General features: G+C 33.4%; 15 protein-coding genes. 9 read left to right on the plus strand and 6 right to left on the minus strand.

Translation table 11 applies throughout. The annotated features are described in order from the left end of the window. Nucleotides 1–101: 101 nt before the first annotated feature. Together HM984_RS14585 and HM984_RS14590 are read right to left on the minus strand one after the other, a co-directional pair. On the minus strand, nucleotides 102–953 hold the full coding sequence (locus tag HM984_RS14585; RefSeq protein WP_179349680.1) for a GLPGLI family protein: 852 nt from the start codon (nucleotides 951–953) through the stop codon (nucleotides 102–104). Continuing rightward, nucleotides 953–1,345, minus strand: coding sequence for a hypothetical protein (locus HM984_RS14590; protein WP_179349681.1), 393 nt, complete (start codon nucleotides 1,343–1,345; stop codon nucleotides 953–955). The genes HM984_RS14585 and HM984_RS14590 overlap by 1 nt, the downstream gene beginning before the upstream one ends. Nucleotides 1,346–1,469: 124 nt before the next feature. On the opposite strand from HM984_RS14590, the gene HM984_RS14595 reads away from it, so the two are divergent. From HM984_RS14595 to HM984_RS14615, 5 genes are all read left to right on the plus strand, one after another. Beyond that, the gene (locus tag HM984_RS14595) at nucleotides 1,470–3,011 is read left to right on the plus strand and encodes a sensor histidine kinase (protein WP_179349682.1); all 1,542 of its coding nucleotides are present in this window, start codon (nucleotides 1,470–1,472) and stop codon (nucleotides 3,009–3,011) included. Then, the gene (locus HM984_RS14600) at nucleotides 3,001–3,684 is read left to right on the plus strand and encodes a response regulator transcription factor (RefSeq protein ID WP_179349683.1); all 684 of its coding nucleotides are present in this window, start codon (nucleotides 3,001–3,003) and stop codon (nucleotides 3,682–3,684) included. Before HM984_RS14595 ends, HM984_RS14600 begins: the two co-directional genes overlap by 11 nt. Nucleotides 3,685–3,811: 127 nt before the next feature. Next, a complete protein-coding gene (locus HM984_RS14605) occupies nucleotides 3,812–4,606 on the plus strand; it encodes a hypothetical protein (protein ID WP_179349684.1) in 795 nt (264 codons plus the stop codon). A 3-nt stretch (nucleotides 4,607–4,609) separates the two neighbouring features. Next, a complete protein-coding gene (locus HM984_RS14610) occupies nucleotides 4,610–5,224 on the plus strand; it encodes a deoxynucleoside kinase (RefSeq protein WP_179349685.1) in 615 nt (204 codons plus the stop codon). A gap of 6 nt (nucleotides 5,225–5,230) precedes the next feature. After that, complete coding sequence (locus tag HM984_RS14615; RefSeq protein WP_503328567.1) at nucleotides 5,231–5,683, plus strand: glycosyl-4,4'-diaponeurosporenoate acyltransferase CrtO family protein; 453 nt, start codon at nucleotides 5,231–5,233, stop codon at nucleotides 5,681–5,683. Here the strand turns inward: HM984_RS14615 and HM984_RS14620 are convergent. Beyond that, nucleotides 5,673–6,677: an App1 family protein phosphatidate phosphatase gene (locus tag HM984_RS14620; protein ID WP_179349687.1), complete on the minus strand. Its 1,005-nt coding sequence runs from the start codon at nucleotides 6,675–6,677 to the stop codon at nucleotides 5,673–5,675. The two genes, HM984_RS14615 and HM984_RS14620, sit on opposite strands and share 11 nt — an antisense overlap. 163 nt (nucleotides 6,678–6,840) lie before the next feature. Here HM984_RS14620 and HM984_RS14625 point away from each other — a divergent pair, with 163 nt between their 5' ends. The 4 genes from HM984_RS14625 to lspA all read left to right on the plus strand — a co-directional run bounded on the left by HM984_RS14625 (nucleotide 6,841) and on the right by lspA (nucleotide 12,586). Continuing rightward, entirely contained in the window at nucleotides 6,841–9,396 is a 2,556-nt protein-coding gene (locus HM984_RS14625; RefSeq protein WP_179349688.1) for a S9 family peptidase, read from the plus strand. 131 nt (nucleotides 9,397–9,527) lie between these two features. Next, nucleotides 9,528–11,081: an NAD(P)/FAD-dependent oxidoreductase gene (locus HM984_RS14630; RefSeq protein WP_179349689.1), complete on the plus strand. Its 1,554-nt coding sequence runs from the start codon at nucleotides 9,528–9,530 to the stop codon at nucleotides 11,079–11,081. A 96-nt stretch (nucleotides 11,082–11,177) separates the two neighbouring features. After that, the gene (gene fabD / locus HM984_RS14635) at nucleotides 11,178–12,071 is read left to right on the plus strand and encodes an ACP S-malonyltransferase (protein WP_179349690.1); all 894 of its coding nucleotides are present in this window, start codon (nucleotides 11,178–11,180) and stop codon (nucleotides 12,069–12,071) included. An 11-nt stretch (nucleotides 12,072–12,082) separates the two neighbouring features. Continuing rightward, nucleotides 12,083–12,586 carry a signal peptidase II gene (lspA, locus tag HM984_RS14640; protein WP_179349691.1) on the plus strand — a complete coding sequence of 168 codons (504 nt, stop codon included), beginning with the start codon at nucleotides 12,083–12,085 and terminating at the stop codon, nucleotides 12,584–12,586. Between the two features lie 10 nt (nucleotides 12,587–12,596). On the opposite strand, the gene HM984_RS14645 is transcribed toward lspA, so the two are convergent. The 3 genes from HM984_RS14645 to galE form a co-directional block, all read right to left on the minus strand. Then, the gene (locus HM984_RS14645; protein ID WP_020895523.1) at nucleotides 12,597–12,788 is read right to left on the minus strand and encodes a hypothetical protein; all 192 of its coding nucleotides are present in this window, start codon (nucleotides 12,786–12,788) and stop codon (nucleotides 12,597–12,599) included. 190 nt (nucleotides 12,789–12,978) lie between these two features. Beyond that, nucleotides 12,979–14,256: a metal-dependent hydrolase family protein gene (locus HM984_RS14650; RefSeq protein WP_179349692.1), complete on the minus strand. Its 1,278-nt coding sequence runs from the start codon at nucleotides 14,254–14,256 to the stop codon at nucleotides 12,979–12,981. A gap of 15 nt (nucleotides 14,257–14,271) precedes the next feature. Continuing rightward, nucleotides 14,272–15,291, minus strand: coding sequence for a UDP-glucose 4-epimerase GalE (gene galE, locus HM984_RS14655; RefSeq protein WP_179349693.1), 1,020 nt, complete (start codon nucleotides 15,289–15,291; stop codon nucleotides 14,272–14,274). Between the last annotated feature and the right edge of the window lie 71 nt (nucleotides 15,292–15,362).

A 15,362-nucleotide genomic window follows, 5' to 3' on the forward strand; every position in this document is an offset into this window, starting at 1 on the left:
ATAATTATGTTAAACAATTTGTTTCAATTTACCACAAAATTAACAGTGTATTTAAGATATCCGCATCAGCCTAATGTTTTGAATTTAAACCCATAAGCATACTACCCACCAATATGTATCTCAATGGCCTCACCACTCTTACCACCTTTTCTGGGTGCGTAGCGCTCCATCATTTCTTTGGTTTTCTTATCCATAATATCATCATATTCTTTCTGGTTCACTTCTTTTCCTTTCGTTGGTTCTTCAATCTCAATTTTGTCCTCAGGATTAATGACAATTTTACTGCAAATAACCGTTAGTTTTCCATCGTGTATCTCTAAAATTAAACCAGGAAGGCCTTGGTATTTTGCAGGACCATTACTCACAGGAATTTGAGGGGTGTACCAAGCAGTAATAATACGTTCTTCCATTTCGGGTTCTTTTTCCTCTTCATTGTCATCATCTATACTTGAAATGTTACTAAAATTCATATTAACTTTAGGCACTTGTTTTGTATACGTTGCTTTAAAACACATGTATTCACCAATGTGTCTGGTGTCGGATTCTAATTGCCATTCTATTGCAGAAATAGAGTCTTTTATCAGAAATTTTTTTCCCATTGTCTCTTTTTGGTCAACATAAGTTTTATTTTGTACATTTTTATAAAACACATCAGAGCCACCCCCACCAAAAGACATCTGAAAACCTCCTCCAACTTGTGGCTTATCTAATTCTTCCTCTTGTTTATATAATGACGCACTTTTATCAAAAGTTAAGATATATGTTTTTTGAAACTGCTTTTTCATCATTTCCATCATTTGCTTTTGCATCGCATCATTCATTTTGGTACTATCCATTTTTATATCAAAATCGCGATGGGTTCTGTAAGTTGCTACACCTTGAAAATCTTGTGCGTTAACAGATGAAACGACTCCTATTAATATCAAAATTAGAATTCTAGTTATTGTTGTCATTATTTTCTATTTTTTAAATTATAAAATTTCAATGCTGTAGCTTTCATTTTTTCAATATTCTTTAGAAATTTTGATTTTTCATTTGCCCTTCCTAAAACAGTATAAGTCATGCTACCTTTTAAATTATCCTTACCCTCTGAAAAGCTACAGTTTAAGGTAAAACTTAATTCTTCATTGCTATCCATCATTTTAAATAATTCATCTAAATCTTCCGCTTTAAAAGTGGATTCTAGTTCTTCAGGAGAATCAATGGTAACCTCAATACTAAACGTATCAACTTTTACTGATTCTTCCTCAACTTTAGACTGACTAAATCCAACAACAGAAATTAACATCACTAAACAAGTCAACACTTTTTTTAGACTAAAACAGTCACGCATCTTTGATTTCATTTTTTATGGTTTTATGATTAATACCTTACAAATATCTCAACACCAATTGATTTTTTAGGTTAACTAGTGTTAACGTGTGTTAACCGATAACCTATATTTGATAATAACTTTATACATTTGAAACATGAATGATAAACGGTATCGCCTAATTTTATACACCATCATTGCTGTAATTATGGCTACGATTGGCATACAAGTCTATTGGAACTATAAAAACTATCAAACCAATAAACAGCAGCTGATTAACGATGTTCAAATTAGTTTAGATAAAGCGGTAGATGATTATTATACAGCTTTAGCAGAGCGCACCACTTTTGGTTTTATTCTTGAAGGCGACCAACAAAAAAAAGCTTTTGAAGATGGTGGTGAGCTGGAAAAATTTTTTAAAAACATTGATGAATCTAATAAAGAGTTTACAAATCTTGATTCTTTAGATACAAATACTATTGAAGGCATAACGGTATTTAGAGGATTTAAGGCAGATTCAATGTCGGAAGCACATAATAAAAAACAAAAATCCTTATCTACAGATCAATTTAAATTAAAAATAGATAGTCTAAAAAGTAACAATAAAGATGTCAATTTAAAAAATGCCGAATTCCTGACCTCTAAAGTGATGATTTCGATAAAAAATGACACACTTGATGTAAAGGCCGTTGAAGAATTAATAGCGATAGAACTAGAACGCAAGAATATCAATGTCGATTTTTATCTAGACTATAAAGACCTCGAACGTAACGTTGATTATTTTATGGTAAACAGATCCTTAGCTGAATTGGACCCTAATCACATGTCTGATGATTATTTGCAAACGGACACAAAATCTAGATTCCTTCCAAAAGGCACTTTTTTAACCATTTTATTTACAAATACTACAAAAACAATTTTGTATCGCATATTTGGAGGAATCTTAATTTCAACCCTCTTAGTTTTAGCCGTAATTAGCTGTCTATTCTATCTATTAAAAATTATTAAACATCAGAAGCAACTCGCCGAAGTTAAAAATGACCTTATCAGTAATATTACTCATGAGTTCAAAACACCAATAGCTACTATAAGTGCTGCAATAGAAAGCATTAGTAATTTTAATGCTATTGACGATAAAGCCAAAACTAAAAAATACCTCAACATGTCTTCCGAGCAATTAGGAAAGTTAAACGTTATGGTCGAAAAACTATTAGAAACCGCTACTTTAGATAGTGGTAATTTAGAATTGAATAAAGAAAATTTCAATATCATTAGTTTACTTGATGCTTTGGTTAGTAAGTATAAGATTCAATTTCCTGATAAGACATTTAACACCAATATTCAGCTTGAAAGCTTAATTGTTAATGCCGATATCTTTCATATTGAAAATGCTTTAAATAACATTTTAGACAATGCTGTAAAGTATGGAGGAGATCTAATTTCTATTGAATTAAAGACGAAAAAAACTAATTTTGAAGTTTTAATTTCGGATAATGGCAACAGCTTAACTCATGAAAACAAACATCAGATTTTCGATAAATTCTATCGTGTTCCAAAAGGGAATACCCACGATGTAAAAGGGTTTGGTATTGGCCTCTATTACACCAAAACTATAATTGACAAGCACAATGGTTCAATCACATTAGAACTTAATAAAAATTTAACCACATTTAAAATTACACTTCCGAATGGCTCATAAAATCAAATTGTTATTGGCTGAAGACGAAGCCGCTTTAGGACAAATAATAAAAGAAAGTCTTGAAACACGAGATTTTGAAGTCATTCTTTGCGAAAACGGAGATAAAGCCTTTGACAAGTATAAATCTGAAGCTCCAGAAATTTTAGTCTTAGATGTGATGATGCCAAAAAAAGATGGTTTCACTTTAGCTAAAGAGATTAGGGCCATAGACGACACTATTCCTATTATATTTTTAACAGCCAAGTCACAAACCGCAGATGTGGTTGAAGGCTTTTCTATTGGTGGTAATGATTATCTAAAAAAACCATTTAGCATTGAAGAGTTGATTGTTAGAGTTCATAATTTGGTAGACAGAACTAAAACTCAAAAGACCACTGAAATCATAACTATTGGGGAGTTCACCTTCGATTTAGCAAAACAGCAATTAAAATTTAAGGATGACGAATCGATTCAGCTGACTCATAGAGAATCACATTTATTATTTCATTTAATTAAAAATAAAAATCAAGTTTTAGATCGCTCTTTAATTCTAAATAAACTTTGGGGAACAGACGACTTTTTCACCGCTAGAAGTATGGATGTTTTTATTAGTAAATTACGAAAGCAATTGAGTAAAGATGAAAACATTCAAATTATTAATGTCCGTGGTTTTGGGTATAAGTTGACGGATTAACTTAAAAGCACCAATCCTTATTATTTAAAATCTAATTTCGAGTTCTTTCAATTTAGTATAACCTCAAAGCTCTGTGAAGAATAATTGGTGTAATTGTTGTATTTTTCAAGCTTATTCGCCCACAGTCATGCAAAAGTTAGTCCTTTTATTCCTTTTCTTTAGTTTGTTCAGTTTTTCTCAAGATAAAACGCAACGGCAAATTACAGCGACTTTAAAAGATTCGACACAGCTTAAAGCTAAATCCATTTTTGGAATTGATAATTTTGGGACATTCTATTATGCTACTGAAAATAATTCCTTTCATAAAAAAACAAAGGATACCATTATTACGTATGCCAACTTTCAGCTTGGTGACATTACTTCTGCCAACACGTTTAATCCTTTAAAACTAAATCTATTTTATAAAGACTTTAATACGGTTGTAGTTTTAGATAATCGTTTAGCTGAAATTAAAAAAGTAGATTTCAATTCTATTCAACCCTACAAAAACGTCTCTTTTGTGTCTTCTGGTTATGATAATTCGTTATGGCTATTTAATCAAGATTACCAGTATCTAGAATTATACGATTATCAAACCAATAAGATTAAACTAAAAACGGTTCCTGTTCAATCTGAAGTTTTAGATTTAAAAAGCGATTATAATTATTGTTATTTATTGACTAAAAATTACCTCTACGTTTATAATTACTTTGGAAGTTTAATCCGAAAAATAGAAAATTCAGGCTACGAAAGTTTAGCTTTTAACGAAGCGCATTTGGTGTTAAAAAAGGGGGAATCATTATTTATCTTAGAAAAAAACGAAGCTATAATTCACCCCATAAAACATCCAAAAATGTTAATAAAACAGTTTTTGGTAACAAATGAAACGGTGTATATTTACGGCTTAAATTTACTACGTCATTACCAATTAAAAATAGAATAGATTATGCATGTTGCTGTTGCAGGAAATATAGGAGCTGGAAAAACAACGCTCACAAAATTACTCGCCAAACACTTTAAATGGGAGGCGCAATTAGAGGACGTTGTAGATAACCCTTATTTAGATGATTTTTATAATCAGATGGAACGTTGGAGCTTCAATTTACAAGTCTATTTCTTAAACAGCAGATTTCGCCAAGTGAATCAGATTCATGATAGCGGAAAAGACATTATACAAGATAGAACCATCTATGAGGATGCTCATATTTTTGCACCTAACTTGCATGCCATGGGTTTAATGACCAATCGTGATTTTGAAAATTACTCGTCATTATTTCAACTTATGGAATCGTTTGTAAATGGGCCAGACTTACTAATTTACTTACGTAGTTCTATTCCTAATTTAGTATCTCAAATTCATAAAAGAGGTCGCGACTACGAAAACACCATCAGTATCGATTATTTAAGTCGTTTAAATGAACGCTATGAAGCCTGGATTTCTACATACGATAAAGGCAACTTACTTATAATCGATGTGGATAATCTCGATTTTGTTGCAAATCCTGAAGATTTAGGAGACATCATTAATAGAATTGATGCTCAGATAAATGGGTTGTTCTAAGTAATTGTGGTACTCCATTTTCTAAATGCCATTGTCATCACTTTTGTATCCTGGACAATTGGATTATTACTTAATAACGCCCTAAAAACAGCCAAGTTTTATTCCAAAATATCAAACTTAAACTTTATTAAGAACGAAGGGTTACGCAAAATTTTGGGATTACATAAATTTGGATGGATCATTAAAAACAGCTTCTTTAAAGTCTTCAATCAAAATATAAAACTTAAAGAAAGAGCTTCTCGTGAAGATTTAAAACAGCTCAGAAGTGAAATGGTTTATGCTGAAATGGGCCATATTATTGGCTTTACGTTTATTATAATAATCATACTTATAAAACTTTGGAGTGCTCTGTATATGTCAGCATTAATTATGCTTGTGTTTAATGTTATTTTCAATCTATATCCTGTATTATTACAACAACACAATAAAAAACGTATTGATACTATTCTTAAGCAATAAATCCATTTTGCCTAGCGTGTTCTATGGCTTGTTGGCTATTTTTCACTAACAACATTGGTGTTACTTTATAACCATCCACAATACCTTTAACACGTAACATTTTCTTTTTGTGTTTTACACTTCGCAAGTAAATTGCTAAAATTCGATTTGGAAATTCATCTGCAATTTCCATGTAAATATCGGGATCGTGTTCTCCACTATCTCCAATTAATATAAACGGTAAATGAGGGTATGTTTTTAATAGATTGATTATTTCCTTTTGTTTTTGTGGCTTTTCATCTTGAGATTTCTTTCTAAGAAGATTACTTAGACTTCGCAATAAAATAGGGCCTTTAGGGAAATTATTTTGTCTTAAAAAAAGTTCTAAGTAGCGGTATAAATTCCAAGGACTATGGCTCACATAAAAAATAGGATTCGAGTTTTTACCAGAGACTCCACGGTGTAACTTGTGATAAAATTCTGCCGACCCTTCTAAAGGAATTCTGTTCTTAGCATGTTTAAAAATGGAATTATAAATCACCTTCCATTTTAGAATAGACACCACACCTGTATGTAATATAGTATCATCGATATCACTTGCAACACCAAATTGAGCTTTGCTAGACGGAATTAATAATTCACCAGGAAATCTATTTTTATTCTGAATAGTGCGTTTAATATTAACGTCATTATACGAAAGTTCAAAAGAAAGCCAACCTTCTTCATTTGCTAAATCTTTTAAGTTTTCTATATTTTCTTCAGCAATAAAATAACCATTTTCGTCCGTGTTGACTTTTATAATCTTATTATTAGGCAACTTTAAATCTAAACCGACATGTTTAATTTCGTCAGTTTCAAATCGTTTCCAAGTATTCACTATAAGGTGCCAAATATGTTGGTCGTCTAAATCAATAGATTCATCTTCCAAAGCTCTACCTCTAGCATAAAAATGGGAATTTGTTCCATAACTCTGAAACGCAATAATTTGTAAAGGGTCTTTTTTTAACCAGCTCAATTATGATTTATTTTGAGGTTTCAAGATAGTAAAATCAGTTCATAAGAAAAATATTACCCCTACTAAATCGTTAGGCTAATGTTAAATATTTACCAATTTTATAATATTACAAGTAATTTAGTCAAATCTAGAAACTAACCCCTCTTAAATCACTTAACAAAGCATGCAAAAATTAATACTTCTACTCTTTTTAAGCTTATCCTTTAGTTTAATAAATGCACAAAACAGCGAAAAGGAAAGTACCACGCCAACACCAAATTATAGAGCTGCGGCTAAATATTCCCCAACTAATTTAGGAAAGTTAGTTCATTCTACTTCAGTAAGACCAAATTGGTTGAAAAACGGCAATAAATTTTGGTATCAATACAAAACAACAGAAGGTTCTAATTACTATATTGTAGATGCTGATAATCGCAGCAAAAAAGCACTTTTTGATAATGAAAAAATGGCTAAATGGCTGACTGAAATCACGAAAGATCCTTACGACGCTCAGCATTTACCTAAATTTGATTTTGAATTTGTAAAAAATGAAACAGCGATACGTTTCTATGTCACATCAACAGAGAAAGTTGATGAAGAGAAAAAAGACGATGACGTAAACGAAGAAAAAGAGAATACAAAAGAAACAGATTCTACAAAAACAGATAAAAAGAAAAAAGGAAAAGCTAAAAAGGCAGAAAAAGTAAATAAAGTATATCACTTTGAGTATCGTCTTGGCGGTAATGGCTTAACCATTATTAGCAATAAAAAGAAAGAAAAAGAAGATTGGAAAAAGTGGGCTAATATAGCACCTGACAGTTCTGTAGTTTTATTTTCTAAACACTACAACTTGTATTGGATGGATAAGAAAAACTTCTTAAAAGCTGTAAAAAACGAAAAAGATTCTACTATAGTTGAAAACCAATGGACCACTGATGGAGAAGAAAATTATGACTATGGCGGAAGCAGTCGTGGCGAAAATAATGAGGAAAAATTAAAGAATAAAGACAAGCGCAAATCAGTTAGAGGAGTTTGGTCTCATGATTCTAAAAAGTTTGTATTTCAAAGAACAGATTCTAGACACATTAACGACTTATGGGTAATTAATACCACTTCAGGAAAACGCCCAACTTTAGAATCTTACAAATACCACATGCCAGGTGAAGACGACTATTACAAAACAGAACTGCATGTTTTTGATATTCCTTCAAAATCAAATATTCAGGTGCAATTAGATACGGTAAAGCAGCAAAGCATTCAAGTGTATCGCGAGCCGAGATTAAAATCGAGCTATAACGATGACTTCAACCCATCATTACTATTATCTAAAAAAGGTAAAATCTATTATAATACAATTAGCAGAGATCGTAAAAAACTAGATATCTGTGTGGCTGATATTAATACAGGAGAGACAAAAGTTTTAATTGAAGAACGTTTTAATACCTATATAGAATCGCGCCCTTTAGTATTGTTAAATAACGAAACTGAAATGCTGCATTGGGCAGAACGTTCGGGTTGGGCACACTATTATTTGTATGACACCGAAGGAAACTTAAAAAACGAAGTGACCTCTGGTTCATACCATGTTGAACGTGCTATTGGTGTGGACGAAAAAAGCAGAACGCTTTACTTTACGGCACATGGTATTGCAAAAGATCAAGACCCTTATTTTGAGCATCTTTATAAGATTAATCTAAATGGTTCTGGTTTACAAGCGTTAAACCCTGGTGACTATAACTCTAGTACAGACATGGCAGATTCTAATGCCTACTTTGTGAGTAACTATTCTAGAGTGAATACCGTTCCAAAATCAGAATTAAGATCCAATACTGGTAAGCTTATTATGAATTTAGAAGAAGCCGATTTATCCCAATTAATGGCAACAGGCTATCAATTTCCTGAGACCTTTAAAATGAAAGCAGATGATGGTATTACAGATATTTATGGTGTAATGTATAAGCCTTATGATTTTGATGACACAAAAAAATATCCTTTATTAGAATACGTCTATCCAGGTCCTCAAACCGAAGCTGTAAACAAATCGTTTTCTGTTAGAATGGATCGTTTAGACCGTATGGCACAAGTCGGATTTATTGTAGTGACTATGGGTAATCGTGGTGGACATCCAGACCGTTCTAAATGGTACCATAATTATGGTTATGGTAACCTTAGAGATTACGGTTTAGCAGATAAAAGACATGTCGCAGAACAACTTTCAGATCAACATGATTATATTGATATTAATAAAGTTGGAATTTACGGCCATTCTGGTGGTGGCTTTATGTCTACCGCAGCCATGTTAGTGTATCCAGATTTCTTTAAAGCTGCGGTGTCTTCTGCAGGAAATCATGATAATAGTATTTATAACAGTTGGTGGAGTGAAACACATCATGGTGTGCAAGAAGAAATGGATGACGATGGTAATGTAAAATACAAATACCTTATTGACAACAACCAATCTTTAGCACAAAACCTAAAAGGAAATCTAATGCTTATTACAGGTGATGTCGATAACAATGTACATCCTGGTGGAACTATTAGAATGGCAAATGCATTAATAAAAGCGAATAAACGTTTCGATTTTATGCTTATGCCAGGTCAACGTCATAGTTTTGGAAACATGACAGAATATTCATTTTGGCTAAGAGCCGATCATTTTAGCAAACACTTTCTTAATACAGAAGCTACAGACATTGATATTACAGAAATAAATAGAGATCAACCAAAAACAAAATCTTAACACCGTTGAGATAAAAAATCAAACCACGTTAATTAACGTGGTTTTTTTTATGCTTATATGGAAACGTTAGCATTACAACTTATTACTATTTAAAAAGTTTTGATAACATTTCTTTTCTTTAATTTTGCAACATGATAAAAGCCTTACAACTACGCATTAATTTACAGCAAGAAAGACAACCCGATGGTTTGCTTAATAAAGCAGCCTATGATTTGGGAATGAAATCTTCCGATATTTCAGGAATAAAAGTTCTAAGAAAATCGATTGATGCACGTAAGCGCAATATTATGTTCAACTATAAAGTTGAAGTGTACATCAATGAACCTGTACCTGAAACTTCAGATTACCATTTTGATTACACAGACGTTTCTAATGCAAAACCTGTTCACATTATTGGTTTTGGACCGGCAGGCATGTATGCGGCATTGCGTTGTATAGAACTAGGTTTTAAACCTATTGTTTTAGAGCGCGGTAAAAATGTACAAGACCGTCGACGTGATTTAAAGGCCATTAACCAAGATCATTTTGTAAACGAAGATTCTAATTACTGTTTTGGTGAAGGAGGTGCTGGCACGTATTCTGATGGTAAATTATACACGAGAAGTTTAAAACGAGGAGATGTTAGACGAATCTTTGAAAACTTAGTATTTCATGGTGCAACAGATCAGATTTTAGTTGATGCGCATCCACATATCGGAACTAATAAATTACCAAGAGTTGTTCAAAATATAAGAGAGAATATCATCAAGTTTGGTGGTGAAGTGCATTTTGAAACGCGTGTAACTGATTTCATGATTAAGAATAGTAAAATTGTTGCGATTCAACTTAACAATGACAATGAACTCGATGTTGAAAAAGTCATTCTAGCCACAGGCCATTCTGCAAGGGATATTTTTTACTTATTGAATGACAAGAAGATTAAGCTTGAAGCAAAATCCTTCGCCATGGGAGTCAGAGTTGAGCATCCACAAGAAATAATTGATGGCATCCAATACCATTGTAAAGGTGAGCAACGCGACGCGTTACTACCGGCAGCTTCATACAGTTTGGTACAACAAGTGAACGATAGAGGTGTGTATTCATTTTGCATGTGTCCTGGTGGATTCATTGTTCCTGCAGCCACAGCCAATGGTGAAGTTGTCGTTAATGGGATGTCGCCTTCCAAGCGAAATAATAAATTTGCCAATTCAGGTATTGTCACAGAAATCAATGCTGATAAAGACCTCTATAAATACGAACATTTTGGCCCTTTAAAAGCCTTAGAATATCAAAAAGATTTAGAACGTTTAGCCTTTACAGCTGGTGGACGTAGACAATCTGCTCCTGCTCAAAGATTAACGGATTTTGTTGAAGGAAAATTATCTTCAAGTTTAAATGAAACCTCTTATCAACCTGGTTTAAATTCAGCACCATTACATTCTTTATTACCAAAAATAATTGGAGGCTCCTTACGTAAAGGATTTAAAGCTTTTGGTGAAAAAATGAAAGGCTATTATACCGAAGAAGCTAATGTCATCGGTGTAGAGTCGCGTACCTCATCACCTGTGAATATTCCGAGAACCGAAACTTTAGAGCATCCTGAAATCACTAATTTATTTCCATGTGGCGAAGGTGGAGGTTATGCTGGGGGTATTATTTCGGCTGCGATGGATGGTGAGCGTTGTGCGGAGGCGGCTTGTTCGTAGAGTTTTCAGTCAATTACACACTAACTGAAAACTGCGACTGAATACTGTAAACTGAAAATATTAATTCCTATTTTTGCAACTTAAATTAAAACACACATGAACGCATATATATTTCCAGGTCAAGGTGCTCAATTCTCAGGAATGGGATTAGACCTTTACGAAAATTCACCTTTAGCTCAAGAATTATTTGAAAAAGCCAATGATATTTTAGGCTTTCATATTACAGACATTATGTTTGAGGGTTCTAAGGAAGATTTAATGCAAACTAAAGTGACTCAACCTGCTATCTTTTTACATTCTGTAATTTTAGCAAAAACACTTGGAGATAGCTTTAAACCAGATATGGTTGCTGGTCATTCTCTTGGAGAATTCTCTGCGTTGGTTGCTGCAGGAGCATTAACGTTTGAAGACGGACTTAAATTAGTTTCTCAACGTGCCCAAGCCATGCAAAAAGCCTGTGAATTGCAACCAAGTACAATGGCTGCCGTTTTAGCTTTAGAAGATAACGTTGTTGAAGACATCTGTAAAACTATAGACGGAGTTGTAGTTCCTGCAAATTACAATTGCCCTGGTCAATTAGTGATTTCTGGAGACGTTGAAGCTATTAATAAAGCTTGTGAAGCGCTAAAAGAAGCCGGTGCAAAACGTGCTTTAGTATTACCTGTTGGTGGTGCTTTTCATTCACCATTAATGGAGCCTGCGCGTGAAGAGTTAGCGGCTGCCATAGAAAACACAACATTTAGCAAGCCTAACTGCCCAATATACCAAAACGTAACAGCATCTGCTATTACTGATGAAAACGAAATTAAAGCCAATTTAATTTCACAATTAACGGCACCTGTACGTTGGACGCAATCTGTACAGCAAATGGTTGCCGATGGAGCATTACATTTTACTGAAGTTGGTCCTGGAAAAGTATTACAAGGCTTAGTAAAGAAAATACATCGTGAAGCAGAAACGGCTTCAGCTACTTTTGAAATTAATGCCTAAAACTCACTGATTTGAACAGAACACTATTTATCATAATACTCATCGCATTTAATATTGCTATTGACCAAATTTCTAAAGTAATTGTTAGAACCACAATGATTAAAGGTGGGAGAGGGCAAATCAATGTGATACAAGATTATTTTCAACTCATTTGGGTAGAAAACAAAGGCGCTTTTTTAGGTATGGGAAGTGATATGAATCCAACTCTTAGATTAATCTTCTTGTTAATTTTACCAACCCTTGTTTTAGCTTATGTGATTTATTATACCATAAAAACTAAAGAATTAGACCGTATGAGCCTTATTGCGTTTTGCTGTATTGCAGGAGGAGGTATAGCCAATGTCTTTGACCGTATTGTATTTGGCCAAGTCACTGACTTTTTCTATATTAATTTAGGTGGTGTATTTAAAACAGGAATCTTTAATGTTGCTGATATGTCTGTTACCCTAGGAATGGTTATTCTACTTTTCAGTGGAATATTTAACAGCAAGAAGAAAGAAAACGTTTCTGTTTAGAGTTTTAAAACTAACGCGCTAATTTACAGTCTTCGCAATCTTTAACTTCACCATAATACGTTTCTCTGTATTTATGAAGTGTTTTGTAAGGAATACTTAAGAATTGCTTTTTAATGTAGGTAACATTAGTTAACATTACACCCATTTTTTTCGTGAAGCGACCTTCGGTTTTGGTCTCTCTTTTAATACTAATCAATTTCATGTTGTTCAATTATCATTGCACTACAAAGCAACGAAGATTGATGACCAACTCCAAGGAATCAGTGTTAAAACCTAGCTAACGGCTTTTGATATTATCATATTGAAAATCAGACACTAAAAGAATTAACATATTCGCAACGTTGTAGCTTGTCATTTACATATTCAATAAACGAAAAAGCACCTAAATTTGGCTATTTTTTGTAAATAACACCGTTTTTCATAACAAAAATGACATTTTCCATAGTAGAAATGGTTGTTGTTGGATCGTCATTTACTGCAATTATATCTGCAATATAATTAGGTTTTAACTGCCCAATTTGGTCTTCCATACTTAATAACATGGCATTGGTAATTGTCGCAGATTGAAGCGCTTCAATTGCTGGCATACCAGCTTCAACCATATAACCAAATTCTTTTGCATTGTCACCATGATAAAATACTGCTGCATCTGTTCCGAAAGCAATTTTAACTCCTGCTTTGTAGGCTCTACCAAACATATCTTGAATTTTAGGTCCAATGTCTAAAGCTTTAGGCACAATGATTTCTGGATAATACCCTTCAATTTTTGCTTTGTCTGACACAAATTTTCCTGCTGTAATGGTTGGTACTAAATACACATCGTGCTTTTTCATTAATTCCATAGTCTCAGCACTCATTAAAGTGCCATGCTCAATCGTTTTAACTCCACCTAAAATGGCACGTTGCATGCCTTCATCTCCATGTGCATGTGCTGCCACATGAAAACCATAATCTTTAGCGGTCTCACAAATTGCTTTAATTTCTTCTATTGAAAATTGTGGATTCTGTCCGCTTTTAGCCACGCTTAAAACTCCTCCTGTTGCTGTTATTTTAATTAAATCTGCACCATTCTTATAACGTTGTCTTACAGCTTTCTTGGCGTCTTCTACCCCATTTACTACACCTTCTTTCGGCCCAGGATCACCCATAAGATTTTTACTAGAACCGTTTGTTGGATCGGCATGACCACCTGTAGTCGCCAAAGATTTACCTGCAGTAAAAATTCTTGGACCAACAATTTTTCCTGAGTTTATAGCATTTCTTAAGGCGATATTCACTCCAGAACCTCCTAAATCTCTAACGGTTGTAAAACCACTCATTAAAGTTACTTTCGCATAATTTGTAGAATTAAAAGCGACATCAGCATCATTCAAGGTGTATTTATTGAGATAAGATTTTGGACTCGTTTCGCCTTCAATATGCACATGCATATCTATTAAACCTGGCATTACGGTTTTAGATTTTAAATCAACTGTTACATCTTCAGAATTTGTTGGATTGACATAACCGTTTTCAATTGAAATAATTTTATCTCCAGTAACAACTATTGTTTTCTCTATGAGTACTTTTCCAGATTTTGTATCAATTAATTTACCACAATGTAAATATGTAGTCTGTGCCGTAAGCGTTACTCCACAGAGCAATACTAAAATCTTGAAAAAAATTTTCATCTGTTGCTATTTCGTCTATTTCGTTCTAATTTTCTGTTCCCATTTCCAAGCGGAAGCCATAGCATCATCTAAGTTTAATTCTGTTTTCCAACCTAAAACACTGTTTGCTTTAGACGTTTCGGCATAAGCCGCAATAACATCACCTTCTCTTCGATCTACTATTTTATAATTTAAAGATGTTCCTGAAACACGCTCAAAAGACTGAACAGCTTCTAAAACCGTACTTCCTGTTCCAGTTCCAAGGTTAAAAAACTCATAATTAGAATCATTTTTAACATCTAACAAACGCTGTAAAGCTATGACATGGGCTTTAGCTAAATCCACCACGTGGATATAATCTCTTACACAAGTACCGTCTGACGTTGGATAATCGCCTCCAAACACAGACAATTGCTCTCGCATACCAATAGCTGTTTGTGTTATAAAAGGCACTAAATTTTGTGGAACTCCAATGGGTAGTTCACCTATTTCTGTTGAATCATGCGCTCCAATTGGATTAAAATAACGTAAAGCAATTGCTTTTATATCTCCATTTACACGACAAGTATCTCTAATAATTTCTTCACCAATCTGCTTTGTATTTCCATAAGGAGACTCAGCAGGTTTCACAGGTGCATTTTCCGTAATCGGTAATTCATCGGCTTGTCCATAAACGGTACAAGACGAACTAAAGATGAAATTCTTCTTACTCAAACCTTTTAATTCTTGAAGTAAATAAACCAAAGTAGTTATATTGTTTTCATAGTACATTAAAGGTTCGGCCACACTTTCTCCAACCGCTTTATTGGCTGCAAAATGAATGACACCCACAATATCGTTATGACGTTTAAAAAAATCTTGAACGTCTGGTTTTACTTTCAAATCTAATTTCTCAAAAATTGGTTTTTTGCCTGTAATAGCTGTGATACCATCTAAAACTTCGATTGAAGAATTAGATAAATTATCTATAATGACAACGTTGTAGCCTTCGTTTTGTAATTCTACTACGGTATGCGATCCAATAAAACCTAAACCACCTGTTACTAAAATTTTCATGTGTTCTTTATATAATTTTCTCAAATGTCACATGCTGTTCACTATTAATCAACTCATTGATTAACAAAGCT

Origin of the sequence: Winogradskyella pacifica, from assembly GCF_013403915.1 — a bacterium.
Classification (GTDB): domain Bacteria; phylum Bacteroidota; class Bacteroidia; order Flavobacteriales; family Flavobacteriaceae; genus Winogradskyella; species Winogradskyella pacifica.

Bases quoted from the DNA above. Each gene is read 5' to 3' on its own strand.
- fabD (WP_179349690.1), top strand. From the start codon at position 11,178: ATGAACGCATATATATTTCCAGGTCAAGGTGCTCAATTCTCAGGAATG.
- HM984_RS14645 (WP_020895523.1), bottom strand. From the start codon at position 12,788: ATGAAATTGATTAGTATTAAAAGAGAGACCAAAACCGAAGGTCGCTTC.
- HM984_RS14630 (WP_179349689.1), top strand. From the start codon at position 9,528: ATGATAAAAGCCTTACAACTACGCATTAATTTACAGCAAGAAAGACAA.
- HM984_RS14650 (WP_179349692.1), bottom strand. From the start codon at position 14,256: ATGAAAATTTTTTTCAAGATTTTAGTATTGCTCTGTGGAGTAACGCTT.
- HM984_RS14595 (WP_179349682.1), top strand. From the start codon at position 1,470: ATGAATGATAAACGGTATCGCCTAATTTTATACACCATCATTGCTGTA.
- HM984_RS14605 (WP_179349684.1), top strand. From the start codon at position 3,812: ATGCAAAAGTTAGTCCTTTTATTCCTTTTCTTTAGTTTGTTCAGTTTT.
- HM984_RS14625 (WP_179349688.1), top strand. From the start codon at position 6,841: ATGCAAAAATTAATACTTCTACTCTTTTTAAGCTTATCCTTTAGTTTA.
- galE (WP_179349693.1), bottom strand. From the start codon at position 15,291: ATGAAAATTTTAGTAACAGGTGGTTTAGGTTTTATTGGATCGCATACC.
- HM984_RS14585 (WP_179349680.1), bottom strand. From the start codon at position 953: ATGACAACAATAACTAGAATTCTAATTTTGATATTAATAGGAGTCGTT.
- HM984_RS14590 (WP_179349681.1), bottom strand. From the start codon at position 1,345: ATGAAATCAAAGATGCGTGACTGTTTTAGTCTAAAAAAAGTGTTGACT.
- HM984_RS14610 (WP_179349685.1), top strand. From the start codon at position 4,610: ATGCATGTTGCTGTTGCAGGAAATATAGGAGCTGGAAAAACAACGCTC.
- HM984_RS14600 (WP_179349683.1), top strand. From the start codon at position 3,001: ATGGCTCATAAAATCAAATTGTTATTGGCTGAAGACGAAGCCGCTTTA.